Source organism: Burkholderia torrens (genome assembly GCF_984668525.1).
This window is the reverse complement of sequence record NZ_OZ480212.1, coordinates 1,176,445-1,192,153: the sequence shown is the minus strand read 5'-3', so window position 1 is coordinate 1,192,153 and position 15,709 is coordinate 1,176,445. Positions and strand designations below refer to the sequence as shown.

Genomic DNA, 15,709 nt, shown 5'->3' with positions numbered 1-15,709 from the left:
CGCGTCGTGGTTCAGACTGTCGCGACCAGCAGCTCTTCCGCGTGGTTCGGCGGCCGCAGGCCGTCCGTGCGATCGGCGAAATAACGACGCGTCAGCTCGGCGGCCGACACGTGCTCGGCCTTCGCAAAACCGGCCTCCAGCGCGAGCGCCCGGATCTGCGCCGGCATGAAGAAGCTGATGAACGGCGTGCCACTCGCGCGTGCGCCCTTCGCGGCCATGTCGAGCGCCGGACGCACGTCCGGGTCCGCGTTCTCCAACGGCAGCAAGAATGTCATCGCGAGTGTCGAGCCCGGCGCGAGCGATGCGACTTCGCGCAACGCGGCCGCGTTCGCTTCGCGCGTCAGGTACATGCTGACGCCGGTCGACACCACGACAGCCGGCCTGCCGGCATCGAAGCCCGCGCCGACGAGCGCAGCGCGCCACGACTGCTTCGCCTCGAAATCGACCGGCACGAAACGCAGCCAGTCGGGCACGCCGAAACCGAGTTCGACCAGGCGGCGCCGCTTCCATGCCTGCGGCGCGGGCGGGTCGACTTCGAACACGGTCACGCGCGACGCCATGTCGGGACGGCGCTGCACGAAGCTGTCGAGGCCCGCGCCGAGGATCACATACTGGCTCACGCCGCGCGCGGCCCGCTCGGCCACGAGATCCTCGATGAAACGGGCCCGCGCGACGATCGACGCGCGAAACGGCCGCGTGAACTGCGGATCCATGTCGCCGCGCTGCTGCCAGCCCGGTGGCGGCGCGAGTAACTGAAGCCCGACTTCGTCGGCAAGCACGTGCGGCGGCGCGTCGAGTTCGACGTGCAGCGCGCGCCACAGCGCGACGCGGGCGGCCGTGCTGTCGGGGGCGTCTTCGCGGATCTCGCTCATGCCGGCCTCACGCGCCCTGCTTGCCCGGCGCCTGCAGGCGCCACACACGGCCGTCGGGATCGCGCACGGTCATGTCGCGCGTGCCCCAGTGCGTGTCCTCGAACGGCGTGACGACGTCGACGATCGGCTGCGGCCGCACCGCCTGCTCGTCGGCCACCTTGAGCACGACCTGCATGTCCGGCGTCTCGCCCGGCGGCACTTCCGCGATGAACAGGAACGGACCGTCGCCGCTGCGCAGCTGGCCCGAGTTGTGATCGGTTTCGAATTCCAGCTTGAAGCCCAGCGCCTGGAAGAACTTCGCCGACTTGCCCCAGTTGTGCGTGGTCAGGTACACGGCTTCGATTCGCTCGGATGACATGTCATTCCTCCTTGGTGGACGGTTCCGCTCCTGGCGGCGGCGCGGCCAGGTACGCGCGCAACGCATCGGCCACCAGCGCGGACAGCGATTGCTCCGTCTCGATGGCGCGATGCTTGACCTGCCGGATCAGGCCGAGCGGCAGGTACACGTTGAATTGCTTCACTTCTTCGTCGGTCATGATTGCTAGTATGCTAGCAATCTAGCAAAAGTCAATCACGGGGGCGGCGGCGGCGCTCATCGATCCGCCCCGATCGAATGGAAGGTGCCTCCGGGCAGGGTCGCGGCGATCTCGACAACAAGCGCCTCCATTCATGTCGCCGCAACCCGCTATATAAACTCCATTTCAACACGCTCAATAATCGCCACCAGTTCTACCAAAAATGACAGTTGTAAAGCGCTCATGCGCGAACTAGTCTGAATGGGCCGTAGCTGATTTCGATAAAAGTCGAATTTCACGTTTTTCGAAACTATCCCAATATTCATTGACATGGTCGCGCGCAATGTTTCGCTTTCCGTCGATCCATTCCGCTTGCCGTTAAAAAATTAAACAATACAGCCCCGGAGTTACCATGAATGTCAGCAATGTATCGAATTCGGATCGGTGTGTTTCCCGGTGGGCGGCAGCGGCAATTTACGCATGCGTTTTCATATCGGCAACCTGCGTCGCCCTGCCAGCCAATGCAATAGGCGTCGAAAGCGGCGAATGCGACACGCCGACGACGCCATTCTGCGATGCATTGATGAACCCGTTGCCGGGATGGCCCGGCCACGTTTTCAAGCTGTCGCAGGATTACCCCGATTCAGCGCCAAAAGATTACGAGCCTTGGCGTAAATACGATCCAATTTACGATACCAAACGCTACATCCTTTCAGCGCTCACGTATTTCTATGAAGGAAATATCCGGGGAAATCCTGCGGAAAGCGAATCCAATTTCGATCCAGCACTCAATTCGAGGCGCACCTGGTATCACGCGCCCTGGCAGGATTACGGCAAGGAAGGGCGTGAGTTCATCCATGGATTGACGCGCGAACGCGTATCGGCGCCGCTCGAACTCGCCAAGACGCAAAAGTCATATTGGAACAACTACGCGGTCGGCTTCTATAACGCGCCGGGCGGCGTCACGTTCGGGAAGGTGTGGAAGGATCACGGGAAGCCCGATACGAATGCGGGAATCTTCCCCGAAGGAACCGTTTCAGGGAAGTTGCTGTTTACGACCGCCACCCCTAACGAGGTTCCCTATCTCGCCGGCGCGCCCGAATGGAAGGCCTATGTCTATTGCGACGTGCACGAACAAAACCCGACGCAGGACAGCAAGCGCTGTGTCACGACGGTCCGCTTGCTGCAGATCGACATCGCAGTGAAGGACGACCGTTCGAAGGACACCGGCTGGGTATTCGGCACCTTTGTCTACGGAGGCGGCAAGCCACCGAATACGAAGAACGCGGAACTCGCTGTCGGCGACGGGAGGCCGAAGGTGAAGCCGCTCAGGAACTGGGAACAGGTATATCCCGTCGGTGTCATGTGGGGCAATGATCCCGGCTTCACGGGATCCGGCAAGCTGACCCAGACATGGCTCAATCCGGCGGTCAAGCTGCCCCACTACGGTTATCAGAACCGCCTCAACGGTCCGGTCGACAACCCGAAATCGGCTTGCATGTCGTGCCACTCGACTTCCCAGTGGCCATTAAGTGCAAGCATGGTCCCACCCAAGGGCGCATCCGATTACGTCACGGCATGGTGGTTCCGCAACATCCCTTCGGGGACACCATTCGGACCGGGGATGCCGCCGGCACCGCCGCCGCCGGGGACGCAGCCCGCCAGCGACAATGTGCACCGCGTGTCGCTCGATTATTCGCTTCAACTCGCGGGCGGCGTCAGAAACTTCTTTGAAGCCAATCCGCCGCTCATCAAGAAAATGTTTCCCGAGTCATCCGCTGACGATGTCAAGGCGTACCTTGGCCATCCGGTCAGCCGGTCCGGCGACGAATAGTCTCGAGGACCGGCACGGATAGCGATTTCGCGCGACTCGGGATCATCAGGAATGGCGCGAGGGCCCAGGGCTGCCGTGTGCGTGCTGTCACGGCGGCCACACGCAATCGAAAATCGACTTGCGGCCCTCGAAAAACACGATCGGAACCAGGAGTTTTCGGTTAGGAGAACGCAATATGTTGCAACCTGGAAAATGCCGCACCCGCTTGCTGCGTATCGCGATGCTGATGGCCGGGAGCGTGTCGCTCGCGATTTACCCTGTCGCCGGGATGAGCAGCGCCTCCGGTGGTAACGCAAACGATTCGATCGAGATCAGTTCCTCGCTCCCCAAGGATCTCAATAATTCCGACGCGCCGCACGCAACACTGCAACAGGCCGCCACTTTTGCCTGGAATCAGTTCATTGCACTGAACTGGCCAGCGCTTGCCAAAGATACCAACAATCAAAAGCGCGACTACCCCGACACGAGTTTGCCGTTCGGCGACCCTCAGTACAAGGACCCGCTCGTCTGGCATACCTTCCGCGGGAAGGTCGAAATATTCCCGACGGACAATTCCAGCGCCTTCGCAAAAGGAGCTGCCAGCGACTACGGCTACGACGACAGGCCGAATTACAGTTATGGCCAAGGAAATGTCGCGCCCTCTTCCGGGCCGGCGCCCTGGATCAATCTCGACGAGAACAGCCAGATCGGCCTGAACAAGATTTATGCCGGCGTCGTGTCGAGCACGCCCCTGGACAAAAATGCACAAATCCTGTTCATGGCAAAAGCCAACAGAAATGAATACAAATACATTACCGCAAACAAATGGTGGAATCCGCAGGCCCCCGACCCGAAACTGTCGAATCCGCCAGGCACCGTTCCAGCCATATTCCAAGCGACCGCCGACTTCGTCAAAGCATACAAGCGCGACCCGCTAGCCGGCTCGACCAATTGCGACGGCAACCCCTCCAAAGCCAGGTGCGTCAGCTTCCCTCTGGATTCCATTGAAATCAAGGCGGCATGGAGAAGATTGACGCCTGACGAAACAAAATCCGGCCGATTCTATACAACGCTGACCCGTCATTACGAAAGTGAAGACGACGGAAAGCACATCAAAGCCACCGATGAAGTCATGGGGCTGGTGGGATTGCACATCATCAGGAAAACAAGATCCGCCCCCTATTTTATTTACACGACATTCGAGCAGGCGGACAACATAACGGATGCCGATGGGAACCCGATTGAAGACGAGGACGGAAATTACAAGAGCGCACTGAAGAACGTCACCCCGATGACGCCGAACGTAATCTCCAACAACGCCACCCCACACACAACCCAGACATTCGTGCAACCGGGAGGCTACCCCGCCACACCGAACAAGCAGCTTTACTATCAGAACATCAAAGACACCAAAGATCGCAGTTCCGGCCTGCTCGATGGCGGGATCATTCTCGTCAACAAAAGAATAAATGACATACCGGACGAAATAATAAGCGCCAACAAGCAGGCTCACGACAAGATTCGCTCGTATGCGGCATCCAGAAATTTCAAGTCACCGCCTGTCTGGCTGTACTACAAGCTCATCAATGTTCAAAATACGCCGCTTGGAGCAAAGATTCCCGGAATCGATAGATTTCCACGCTCAACCTATTATCAGGCCAATAGCGTTATCGAAACCGACTACAATCTCCAGCGGTTCAGCGGAGAATTTGACGACTTCCGGAATAAAAAATTCACCATTACCGATTTCACCAGGAGCGGAAACAACCTGACCAACGTTTCGCATAATGGGAACAGCCTCAACATGGGCGGCTGCATGGGCTGTCACGGCAATGCCCAGGCTGCCGGGTCCGGCTTCAGCTTCATCTTTCTCGACTCACCCGTGACCGCCCCGGAGTGGGATACCAAATCGCTGAACGACAGCAAATTTCGCCGATTCATGAATTACCTGGCTCGCCCATGAGGGCCCTTACATCTCGATCAGGCATCAGTGTAATTTTTCAAAACTCCGGAATACCGTCCTGCAAATGGACAGGTGATTTAACCCTTAATTGAAGAGACCATCATGTCAAACACCATCAACATACTTGTTGCGGTAAATACGACCGGCGCACTCGGCGTAAATAGCGGCCAGATCTCCGATAAAAATGTTGGCGATTTCGTCTATATGGCAGACGACTCCGACACCACATACCCGGCTGCCAAGAATTACAAAACCGAGGGCACCGACGAATTGCTCACGTACTGCGAAGACGGAGACACCCTCATTTGGCGCGTTTATTCAATCAATCAGCAGCCGAGCATTTCCATTACAGGAATTACCGGAGACGTGGATACCACGTTCAATGAATTCAAGCCTGTGGCAATACCTGGGCATGATGGCCAATGGTGGTCTGCGGTTGTTCATGGAACGGGTACGAGCGTTCAATACTCGGTCAACCTGTCGATAGGCGGCACGCCTGTCAGTTTTGATCCGCATATCACGTCCGTAGAACCGGAATACGCCAAGCGCTAGCCAGGCACAACGGAGCAGTCGGCCGCGATCGTGCGCGGCAGCGGCGAGGTGGGGCGGTCCTGGGGGCGGTTGCCGCGCAATCGCCCCGCTACCTTCAGCGCGCCGCGAGCCGCGCAAACAGCGCGTCGAGATCGAAGCCGTCCGTATTGATGCCGATCGTGTCGCGCAGGCATGCGCCCCACTCGGCCGCGCTGTCGAACGTGACGGAGCGCCCCGCGCCCGCCGCGTCGCGCAGCGTCAGCGTGGTGTTGCGCAGCGCGGCGCGGCCGTCCGGCAGCACGCGGCACGCGATCAGGTCATGCAGGAAGATCGAGTCGGGATAGGTCGACGTGAACCAGTTCGCGACATCGTAATCGATCCATTCGACCTGCTTCGGCTGGAAGCGGTAGGTCGTCTGCCAGCCGCCCGGCGTCTCGAACTGCATGTCGAATTCGCCATCGACCGGCGCGGCGACCACGCGGAACGCACCGTGCGGCGTCAGTTGCCGCTCGTCCGGCACGAAACGCAGCGGCGCCGTCAGCGTCGCGCTGCCGAAACCGATGTCCGCGAGCCACGCCACGCCGTCGAGATCGATGCGCAGCAGCATGTGCGTATGCGGCGCGGCCGGCAATTCCGGCGGCCGCATCCAGAGCACGCGCGCGATCATCGGCGTCACGCGAAAGCCGATCGTCGTGAGCGCGGTGTAGAACAGCTTGTTGAGTTCGAAGCAGTAGCCGCCGCGGCGGCGCTCGATCACCTTGTCGACAAGCGCGGGCAGGTCGAGCGCGACGTGCGCGCCGGTCAGCGGATTGAGGTTTTCGAACGGGATCGCCTGCGGATGCAGCAGATGCAACCGGCGCAGCACGGCGAGCGTCGGCTCGGCCGGGCCGTCGTAGCCGATGCGGGAGAAATAGCGCGAGAGGTCGAACGAGTCAGTCATGAACCTGCACCGATAAAAAGGACTCGCCACGATAGCATCACGCGAAATCCCCATGTTGCGCGGGGCGATTGTCCAGCGCCGCGCGCGATGCCGGCACCGCATCGCGCGTACGCCCGCACGACGTTACGGCAGCAGCTTCAGCGCGGACGATGCGACCGACGGCACCGAAATGCCCTGGCTCGTCGCGAACTGCACGGCCTGGCTGAGCGTCGCCGCGAGCGACTGCAGCTGGCCCGGCGCGCTTTGCGCGATATACGAAGCGGCCTGCATGTTCTGCGGATTCAGGCCCGACTGCAGCAGCGACGCCGCGCTCGTCGAACCGAGATTTCCGAGCCCCGACTGCAGCTGCGAATACTGCGTGAGGCCTTGCCCGAGCGATGCGAGGCCGTTGCTGAACGCCTGCTTGTCGATCGGGCCGTGCGTTGCACCGCCGCTCGCGAACGCCTGGCCGAGCGCCTGCGACACCGACTGCTGCGCGCCGCCCATCTGCGACAGCGTGGCCGGCGTCAGCGCATCGCCGCCGGACAACTGGCTCGCGGCCTGCTGCGCCTGCCCCGCCGCCCCGGTCAGCCCCATCGCCGACGCGAGCGACGACTGGCCGGTCAGCACCTGCCGGTTCGCGCCGACATAGGCCTGCAGCAACTGCGCGACACCGCCGCCCTGCGCGGGGGCCGCCTGCTGTTGCTGACCGCCGCCGAGCAGCGACGCGCCCAGCGACTGCAAGTCGAGCTGCGCGTGCGCGGCGTGACTGATCAGGATGCCGAACGCGATGCCTGCCGAGGCCAGGTGACGGCCCGTCGCGCGAATGTGCTTCATGTGCTTTCCTCGTGCCCGAATGATTGAGGCCGATATTGTCGAAGCGCGTCGCGCGATGCCGCAACGACTGAAACACATCGAAACGAAATCACGGCGCGCGGCTGCTTGCAATTCCGCGACTGGCAGGCGTCGTCACGTGGATTCGTCCACGTTTGCCGTGCGATGTCACGCGGACACCGGCATTCGTTCTCCGGTTGCGTCAATGCAGGCCGAGTCCGGCCTTTGCATGCAGCGCAGCAAAACGCCGCGCCGTCACGCGTCGCGTTCGCCGCTCCAGGCAAAACGGATGGCTCGCCGCCGCCCGTTTCATCGCCCTGCTACCGGCTCGTTGGCCAGCCTGGCCGCGACGTTACGCGGCCATCCACGCCGGCAACCGCTGGTTGACCCAGTCGGCCGCCTGCTCGTAGCCGCGCGCGAGCTGCAGCACCGCGAGATCGGCACGCGGGCGCCCGATCAGCTGCATTCCCATCGGCAGCCCCGCATCGTTGAAGCCGACCGGCACGTTGATCACCGGGCAGCCGGCCAGCGTCCACGGCACGACCGTTTCCATCCAGCGGTGGTAAGTGTCCATCGTGCGGCCCGCGATCTCCTTCGGCCAGCGCTGGTCGACGTCGAACGGGAACACCTGCGCGGTCGGCGCCGCGATGAAGTCGTAGCGATCGAAGAAGCTCAGCACGGCCTGATGCCACGCGGTGCGCTCGACGCTCGCGTCGAACACCGCCGCACCCTGCATCGCGAGCAGCCCTTCGACTTCGTAGATTGCCTCGGGCTTCAGCAACGCGCGGCGCGCCGGGTCGCGATAGTGCGCGAGCAGCCCGCCGCCCGACAGCAGGTGCCGGTGCGTGAGCCACAGGCGCCAGATCCGGTCGGGCGCGAACGCCGGCAACGCGGCATCGACGTCGCAGCCGATCTCGCGCAGCGTCGCGAGCCCCGCCTCGCATTGCGAAAGCACGCCGGCCTCGGTCGCGAGATAGCCGTTCCAGTCGCCGACCCACGCGATGCGCTTGCCGCGCAGGTCGGCGTCGAGCGGCTGCGCGAACACGGCCGGATCTTCCGCGAGCGACAGCGGATCGTTCGCGTCGTAGCCGGCCTGGATCGCGAGCAGCTGCGCGACGTCGCCGACGGTGCGGCCCATCGGCCCTTCGATGCCGAGCTGCTGCATGAACACGTCGACGCCCGGCCAGCGCGGCACGCGGCCCTGCGACGGACGGAAGCCGTAGATGTTGCAGAACGCGGCCGGGTTGCGCAGCGAGCCGCCGAAATCGCTGCCGTCCGCGACCGGCAGCATCCGTGCGGCGAGCGCCGCCGCCGTGCCGCCGCTGCTGCCGCCCGCACTCTTCGTCAGGTCGTACGGGTTGCGCGTTGCGCCATGGACCTCGTTGAACGTGTGCGAGCCGAGCCCGAATTCGGGCGTATTGGTCTTGCCGATGAAGATCGCGCCGGCCGCGCGCATCCGCGCGACGCCGACGGAATCGGCCTGCGGCACGTTCTCGCGGAAGATCGGCGAGCCGTAGGTCGTCCGCAGCCCCTTCGTCATCGCCAGATCCTTCGGTGCCTGCGGCATCCCGTGCATCCAGCCGTGGTACTCGCCGCGCGCCAGTGCGGCGTCCTTTTCCGCGGCTTCGGCCAGCAGCGCGTCACGGTCGCGCAGCGCGATGATCGCGTTGATTGCGCCGTTCACGCGCTCGACGTGATCGAGGTACGCACGCATCGTCTCGACGCACGAAACCGTCTTGCTGCGGATCGCCCCGGCAAGCTCGCCGGCCGACAGGCGCACGATCGGATCGACGGAAATGGAAGCGGGAGCGAGAAGCTGCGGGGCGCCGTGCGGCATGCGGGGTCTCCTGGATTCGAAATGAAATGGCGGGCCGCGTGGCGGCGGCAGCCGCTCCCGAACCCGCCGGAAGAGGCCGCGCCGCGGCCGACGCTCTACTCTACGCGACGCCGGATCGGCGACCTCCGATATTTTCCGTCGCGATTCATTGCGGATCCGACTGAATCGGGGCGGCGCATACCGGGCCGCTCGCACCGTCCCGGCCGATGAAATCGTTTATGCGCATAAACTTAAATTTCTTATATTTCTAATAGGCGCGTCATGCGGCGGCGCACGTTAACGACATTTTTACGCGACCGCCCGATCTCTTTAGGTTGCCCGCTCCGGCCGCGCGCTACGCTGGAAGCATCTCGTTCCCAGGACATCGTCCATGCTCAAGCTGCTGGTTCCGGTCGGCCACTCGCCGCGCTCGCTTCAGGCCGTTCGCCACGCGACATTCCTGTATCGCGAGCGCTGCGCGTCGGAGGTCGTGCTGATCAACGTCCAGGCGCCGCTCGAATCGACGCGGCTCGAAGCCTACCACCCGCTGTCGCGACTGCGCTCGATCGAGGAGAAGTTCGCGGCCGACGATCTGGCCATGGCCGAGCGGATTTTGCGGGAGGCCGGCGTGAAATACACCGTCGTGATGAAGGTCGGGCCGGTGGCCGATACGATCGCATCCGTCGCGGCCGAGACCGGGTGCGACGAGATCGTGGTGGTCGCGCCGCGCCAGGATCCGCTGCATGCGCTGATGTCGGTGTTTCGCCGCAGCGTGATGGGCCGGCTGGTGCGGATTTCGAATGTGCCGGTGACGGCGGTGCAATGACGGACAGCGCACGCCGTGCATGCGCACGATGCGCACGGGTGGCGCGCTGCACTCAGTCGATGACCTTGCGCCAGAACACGAAATAGGCGGCCGCCGACGACGCCACCAGCAGGATGGCCCACAGCGGAGCGAGACTGATCAGCACGGAAGAAACGTTCAACATTTGGATTCCTCAATATTTCGACAGCGATATTCATCGCGGACCTGCTTGCCGGAGCCGATGCGTTCATCCGCCATCGCGCTCCGTCAAATCATGCATTCATGCTATCGCCTCGAGCGGTCGCGCGACCGTCCCCTCCCGGCCGGACCCTGACATTCGTCAAACTCGCGCGCATCGCCGTCGCGCCGGGTTCCGACGAATAATCGGGTCGGATTCCCCGCGCCTCGCCACCGCTTTCAGCAGACGTTTACCGGGGGAAGCCCCAAGTGCTTCGTCGAACGTGTCCGCGTTACGCTTGAGTGACGAGGAGACGAATCATGAGACGAGCCGTACATATCGCTGTTTTCGCGCTGCTGGCCTATCTCATCGGCGATCGCGCGATCCTGCACGCGCAGGGTCGCGACGCCAGCCCGCTCGCATGCGAGCAAGGCGCCGCGCAGGTCAGGGCCGATGCGCTCGGCCGCGGCTTCGGCGACGCGGCCGCCGGTAGCCAGAGCGAGGCCTTCATGTCGGGCTGCCTGGTGACCGGACGCGGAAGTCAGGACGTTGCGATGGCGGCCCGCTGACGCGTATCATCCGGCGGCAAACCCGCCGCGCCCGACGCGGCAAGCGCGGGCGTCGGTTCGCGCTGCCTGCCGCCGCCGCTTTCCCGATCGATGTTTCGATGGACGTCACCGTCCCCCCCTTTACGTCCAACATGACTCATCCGAACACCGAGTTGATCCAGCGTTTCTACACCGCCTTCCAGCAGCGCGACATCGACGCGATGCTTGCCTGCTATGCCGACGACATCGTCTTCAGCGATCCCGCGTTCGGCGAACTGCGCGGCGACCTCGCTCGCGACATGTGGCGCATGCTCGTCGCGCGAGCGCAGGATTTCTCGTTGACGTTCGGCGAAGTCGCCGCCGACGAGCAGGCCGGCCGCGCGGAGTGGATCGCGCACTACCGGTTCACCGCGACAGGCCGCATGGTGGTCAACCGGATCGACGCGCGGTTCCGGTTTCGCGACGGGCGCATCGTCGAGCATCGCGACAGTTTCGACCTGTGGCGCTGGGCGCGTCAGGCGCTCGGGCTGAAGGGCGCGCTGCTCGGCTGGACACCTTTCGTGCAGCGCGCAATCCGCGCGCAGGCGCGGAAAAACCTCGACGCGTATCGCGCCAAACGGCGATAAGCCGCACGCCGCGGCCGCTTCGCTACGGCTTCATCGTCGCGTTGATCAGGTCGTAGGCCATGTCCGGCACTACGCCGTCCGGATTCTCGAGACCATTCTGGCGATACCAGCTTTCGTCGGCCTCCGGATGCGGGCCGGCAAGGCCGACGCGCCCTTTGCCGTAACGGTACGTGGCGGCCGCGATGTCCTTGTTCGGGTAGATCGCCAGCACGATCCCGCCGGAGCCGATCGGCGCGACCGGGAGCCTCGCGCCGTCCTGATAGTAGATCCAGCGCTTTTTCCCGCGCCAGACGACCGGCGTCACCGTGTCGGCGATGCCGTGAAGCGTCGAACCCGGCCGGTCGACCTCGGTGTCGATCTCGCCGGCGACCAGCCCGAAACCCTGTCCGCCGGCCAGGTAGGCGCCCATGCAGAGCCCGAGGTATCGGCCGCCGTTCGCTACGTATCGCCGTACGGCCCGGATTTCATTTCGGCCGATGCTGGCTGCCGCGCCAGCAATGTCCTGGCCGCCGCCGGGCTGCACATAGAGTGCCGCACCGGCCAGCGCCGCGGGCGTGATCCTGAGCTTTTCCGCGGGGCCGACGTAGATCACCCGGAATTTGTAGTCCGATTCCCGCAGGCGGCTGGCGATCGTCTCGGGGCAGCCATCGCACGCGGCGGGGCCGCGATAGACCAGCGCGACGGGCCGGCTGGCCTCGCGACGCGCGTCGTCGCCGGTGGTCGCCGCCTGAACGACCGACGACGCGACGAGCGCCGTCACCACGAAAATCGAATCGCTGGATCGCATGTTCCTGATCACCCGAGTAAGAGGACCGCAGCCGCACGGGACGAATCGACGGGCACGCGCCAAATTCCGCCCTGCGATTTCGAACGCCGATCGCAAGCTGCGTGGCAGGAAGCGTAGACGCGCGAAAGCGCCGCGTGTGTACCGTTTCCTGCGTGCTTGTGCAGAAATGTGCGCGTCGGCAACCTGAGCCCGCCCCGACAACCCGCCCACCGAGCCACGCCAGACAAGGCCGCTTCCGCCATGCGGCCACGGCCCCGGTCCTTCGCCCGCCAACTCTTATATAAGACATAAGACATTTGACGTTCCAGACCATTGAGATTAGAATCCCGCTCAAAGCAGTGCCTGGAATAGCCCCGGAGTGCCGGCAAGGCCTTCCCCTCAAACGCAATATCAGCAGGTCTCCCCATGCTTGAAAACTTTCGTGCTCACGTGGCCGCCCGCGCCGCGCTCGGTATTCCTCCCCTGCCGCTGACGGCTCAGCAGACCGCCGAACTGGTCGAATTGCTGACGAACCCGCCGGCCGGCGAAGAGCAGACGCTCGTCGACCTGATCACCCATCGCGTGCCCGCGGGCGTCGACGAAGCCGCCCGCGTGAAGGCCGGCTTCCTGGCCGCCGTGGCCAAGGGCGAGACCGCCTGCCCGCTGATCTCGCGTGCACGTGCGACCGAATTGCTCGGCACGATGCTGGGCGGCTACAACATCCAGCCGCTGATCGAACTGCTGTCCGACGACGCCGTCGCGGCCGTCGCAGCCGACGCGCTGAAGAAAACCCTGCTGATGTTCGACCAGTTCCATGACGTGAAGGAACTCGCCGACAAGGGCAACGCGCATGCGAAGGCCGTGCTGCAGAGCTGGGCCGATGCCGAATGGTTCACGAGCCGCCCGGAAGTGCCGCAAAGCCTGACCATCACCGTGTTCAAGGTGACGGGCGAAACCAACACCGACGACCTGTCGCCGGCGCCGGACGCCACCACCCGCCCGGACATCCCGATGCACGCACTGGCGATGCTGAAGAACGCACGCCCGGGCATCACGCCGGAAGAAGACGGCAAGCGCGGCCCGGTCAAGTTCATCGAATCGCTGAAGGAAAAGGGTCACCTGGTCGCGTACGTGGGCGACGTGGTCGGCACCGGCTCCTCGCGCAAGTCGGCCACCAACTCGGTGCTGTGGTTCACCGGCGAAGACATCCCGTTCGTCCCGAACAAGCGCTTCGGCGGCGTGTGCCTCGGCGGCAAGATCGCCCCGATCTTCTACAACACGATGGAAGATGCCGGCGCGCTGCCGATCGAGCTCGACGTGTCGCAGATGGAAATGGGCGACGTGGTCGAACTGCGCCCATACGAAGGCAAGGCGCTGAAGGACGGCAAGGTGATCGCCGAATTCCAGGTCAAGTCCGACGTGCTGTTCGACGAAGTGCGCGCCGGCGGCCGCATTCCGCTGATCATCGGCCGCGGCCTGACCGCGAAGGCACGTGAAGCGCTCGGCCTCGCGCCGTCGACGCTGTTCCGCCTGCCGCACCAGCCGGCCGACAGCGGCAAGGGCTTCTCGCTCGCGCAAAAGATGGTCGGCCGCGCGTGCGGTCTGCCGGAAGGCCAGGGCGTGCGCCCGGGCACGTACTGCGAACCGAAGATGACCTCGGTCGGCTCGCAGGACACCACGGGCCCGATGACCCGCGACGAACTGAAGGACCTCGCATGCCTCGGCTTCTCGGCCGACCTCGTGATGCAGTCGTTCTGCCACACCGCCGCGTATCCGAAGCCGGTCGACGTGAAGACGCACCAGACGCTGCCGAACTTCATCAGCACGCGCGGCGGCATCGCGCTGCGCCCGGGCGACGGCGTGATCCACTCGTGGCTGAACCGCATGCTGCTGCCCGACACCGTCGGCACCGGCGGCGATTCGCATACGCGCTTCCCGATCGGCATCAGCTTCCCGGCAGGTTCGGGCCTGGTCGCGTTCGCGGCCGCCACCGGCACGATGCCGCTGGACATGCCGGAATCGGTGCTGGTCCGCTTCAAGGGCAAGATGCAGCCGGGCGTCACGCTGCGTGACCTCGTCAACGCGATCCCGCTGTACGCGATCAAGCAAGGGATGCTGACGGTCGCCAAGCAAGGCAAGAAGAACATCTTCTCGGGCCGCATTCTTGAAATCGAAGGCCTGCCCGACCTGAAGGTCGAGCAAGCGTTCGAGCTGTCGGATGCGTCGGCCGAGCGTTCGGCCGCCGGTTGCTCGGTGCACCTGAACAAGGAACCGATCATCGAGTACCTGAACAGCAACATCACGCTGCTGAAGTGGATGATTGCGCAGGGCTACCAGGATCCGCGCAGCCTGCAGCGCCGTATCGCGGCGATGGAACAGTGGCTGGCCGACCCGCAACTGCTGGCGCCGGATGCCGACGCCGAGTACGCGGCCGTCATCGAGATCGACCTCGCCGACATCCACGAGCCGATCGTCGCGTGCCCGAACGACCCGGACGACGTGAAGACGCTGTCCGACGTCGCCGGTGCGAAGATCGACGAAGTGTTCATCGGTTCGTGCATGACCAACATCGGTCACTTCCGTGCCGCGTCGAAGCTGCTGGAAGGCAAGCGCGACATCCCGGTCAAGCTGTGGGTCGCGCCGCCGACCAAGATGGACCAGAAGCAACTGACGGAAGAAGGCCACTACGGCGTGTTCGGCACGGCCGGTGCGCGTACCGAAATGCCGGGCTGCTCGCTGTGCATGGGTAACCAGGCTCAGGTGCGCGAAGGCGCGACGGTCATGTCGACGTCGACCCGCAACTTCCCGAACCGTCTCGGCAAGAACACGAACGTGTATCTCGGCTCGGCGGAACTGGCGGCGATCTGCTCGCGTCTGGGCAAGATCCCGACCAAGGAAGAGTACATGGCCGACATGGGCGTGCTCACCGCGAACGGCGACAAGATCTACCAGTACATGAACTTCGACCAGATCGAAGACTTCAAGGAAGTGGCCGACTGCGTGCAGCTGTAAGCACGCAGTCGGGCTGCGGCGGGAGGTTGACGTCGCAGCGCCACCGCGAAAAGGCGCCGCAGGCTGAAAGGCCTGCGGCGCCTTTTTCATGCGGCATCGTCGCTCGGCTCGGGGCGGATCACCAGTTCGTTGAAGCCGGTGTGCGGATCGGGTTCGCGGGCAAAACGATGCGCAGGCAGCAGCGCGAGCAGGATCTCGGCCGTCGTGCGCACCACGCAACCGCTCGCGACATGGCCGCCCGTCACGCGGCCGTCCGCATCCGAGATGGACATGTGCAGGTGCGCGCCGTCCGGCGACACCGAGCCGGCCAGCGTCAGGATCTCGAGGTCGCCGCGCAGTTCGGTCGGCTGGTCGACGCCGGCGAAGCGCAACTGCGCGACGCTCAGGCTGCCGATGCCCTGGATCACGAAGGCCGCCTGCGATTCGTGGCAACGCAACGCCGCCTCGATGGCGCCGCGCAGATCGTCACCGGGGGAAAGACGCAGGGGATGGGCTTGCATGATCGAGAGCC

15 protein-coding genes are annotated in these 15,709 nt (G+C 63.9%); 7 read left to right on the top strand and 8 right to left on the bottom strand.

The annotated features are described in order from the left end of the window. Positions 1 to 11 precede the first annotated feature (11 nt). The 3 genes from AC5LXX_RS21625 to AC5LXX_RS21615 are packed head-to-tail and all read right to left on the bottom strand — an operon-like array spanning position 12 to position 1,408. The gene (locus AC5LXX_RS21625) at positions 12 to 872 is read right to left on the bottom strand and encodes a class I SAM-dependent methyltransferase (RefSeq protein WP_493413077.1); all 861 of its coding nucleotides are present in this window, start codon (positions 870 to 872) and stop codon (positions 12 to 14) included. 7 nt (positions 873 to 879) lie between these two features. Further along, positions 880 to 1,230, bottom strand: a complete 351-nt coding sequence (locus AC5LXX_RS21620; RefSeq protein ID WP_322081438.1) for a VOC family protein — start codon at positions 1,228 to 1,230, stop codon at positions 880 to 882. Position 1,231: 1 nt separating this feature from the next. Beyond that, positions 1,232 to 1,408, bottom strand: coding sequence for a ribbon-helix-helix protein, CopG family (locus AC5LXX_RS21615; RefSeq protein WP_176050107.1), 177 nt, complete (start codon positions 1,406 to 1,408; stop codon positions 1,232 to 1,234). A gap of 391 nt (positions 1,409 to 1,799) precedes the next feature. On the opposite strand from AC5LXX_RS21615, the gene AC5LXX_RS21610 reads away from it, so the two are divergent. The 3 genes from AC5LXX_RS21610 (at position 1,800) to AC5LXX_RS21600 (ending at position 5,715) form a co-directional block, all read left to right on the top strand. Then, the gene (locus tag AC5LXX_RS21610) at positions 1,800 to 3,221 is read left to right on the top strand and encodes a hypothetical protein (protein WP_493413076.1); all 1,422 of its coding nucleotides are present in this window, start codon (positions 1,800 to 1,802) and stop codon (positions 3,219 to 3,221) included. A 175-nt stretch (positions 3,222 to 3,396) separates the two neighbouring features. Continuing rightward, complete coding sequence (locus AC5LXX_RS21605) at positions 3,397 to 5,163, top strand: hypothetical protein (protein WP_493413075.1); 1,767 nt, start codon at positions 3,397 to 3,399, stop codon at positions 5,161 to 5,163. A gap of 102 nt (positions 5,164 to 5,265) precedes the next feature. Next, on the top strand, positions 5,266 to 5,715 hold the full coding sequence (locus AC5LXX_RS21600; RefSeq protein ID WP_493413074.1) for a DUF8788 domain-containing protein: 450 nt from the start codon (positions 5,266 to 5,268) through the stop codon (positions 5,713 to 5,715). A 94-nt stretch (positions 5,716 to 5,809) separates the two neighbouring features. Here AC5LXX_RS21600 and AC5LXX_RS21595 read toward each other — a convergent pair whose 3' ends face one another. The 3 genes from AC5LXX_RS21595 to AC5LXX_RS21585 all read right to left on the bottom strand — a co-directional run bounded on the left by AC5LXX_RS21595 (position 5,810) and on the right by AC5LXX_RS21585 (position 9,284). Beyond that, positions 5,810 to 6,634 (bottom strand): arylamine N-acetyltransferase family protein, encoded by an 825-nt coding sequence (locus AC5LXX_RS21595; RefSeq protein ID WP_493413073.1) that lies wholly within the window; start codon positions 6,632 to 6,634, stop codon positions 5,810 to 5,812. A gap of 123 nt (positions 6,635 to 6,757) precedes the next feature. Next, entirely contained in the window at positions 6,758 to 7,450 is a 693-nt protein-coding gene (locus AC5LXX_RS21590; RefSeq protein WP_124446828.1) for a hypothetical protein, read from the bottom strand. 349 nt (positions 7,451 to 7,799) lie between these two features. Beyond that, the gene (locus AC5LXX_RS21585; protein ID WP_493413072.1) at positions 7,800 to 9,284 is read right to left on the bottom strand and encodes an amidase; all 1,485 of its coding nucleotides are present in this window, start codon (positions 9,282 to 9,284) and stop codon (positions 7,800 to 7,802) included. A gap of 370 nt (positions 9,285 to 9,654) precedes the next feature. Here AC5LXX_RS21585 and AC5LXX_RS21580 point away from each other — a divergent pair, with 370 nt between their 5' ends. The 3 genes from AC5LXX_RS21580 (at position 9,655) to AC5LXX_RS21570 (ending at position 11,420) form a co-directional block, all read left to right on the top strand. Further along, complete coding sequence (locus tag AC5LXX_RS21580; protein ID WP_124446824.1) at positions 9,655 to 10,089, top strand: universal stress protein; 435 nt, start codon at positions 9,655 to 9,657, stop codon at positions 10,087 to 10,089. A 477-nt stretch (positions 10,090 to 10,566) separates the two neighbouring features. Next, a complete protein-coding gene (locus AC5LXX_RS21575) occupies positions 10,567 to 10,815 on the top strand; it encodes an adhesin (RefSeq protein WP_493405180.1) in 249 nt (82 codons plus the stop codon). 131 nt (positions 10,816 to 10,946) lie between these two features. Continuing rightward, complete coding sequence (locus AC5LXX_RS21570) at positions 10,947 to 11,420, top strand: nuclear transport factor 2 family protein (RefSeq protein WP_493413071.1); 474 nt, start codon at positions 10,947 to 10,949, stop codon at positions 11,418 to 11,420. A gap of 22 nt (positions 11,421 to 11,442) precedes the next feature. On the opposite strand, the gene AC5LXX_RS21565 is transcribed toward AC5LXX_RS21570, so the two are convergent. Continuing rightward, complete coding sequence (locus AC5LXX_RS21565) at positions 11,443 to 12,180, bottom strand: BPL-N domain-containing protein (RefSeq protein WP_493413070.1); 738 nt, start codon at positions 12,178 to 12,180, stop codon at positions 11,443 to 11,445. 432 nt (positions 12,181 to 12,612) lie between these two features. Between AC5LXX_RS21565 and acnB the strand changes: the two genes are divergently transcribed. After that, on the top strand, positions 12,613 to 15,198 hold the full coding sequence (acnB, locus tag AC5LXX_RS21560) for a bifunctional aconitate hydratase 2/2-methylisocitrate dehydratase (RefSeq protein ID WP_493413069.1): 2,586 nt from the start codon (positions 12,613 to 12,615) through the stop codon (positions 15,196 to 15,198). Between the two features lie 86 nt (positions 15,199 to 15,284). Here the strand turns inward: acnB and AC5LXX_RS21555 are convergent, their stop codons facing one another. Further along, positions 15,285 to 15,698, bottom strand: a complete 414-nt coding sequence (locus AC5LXX_RS21555; RefSeq protein WP_493413068.1) for a PPC domain-containing DNA-binding protein — start codon at positions 15,696 to 15,698, stop codon at positions 15,285 to 15,287. Positions 15,699 to 15,709 lie beyond the last annotated feature (11 nt).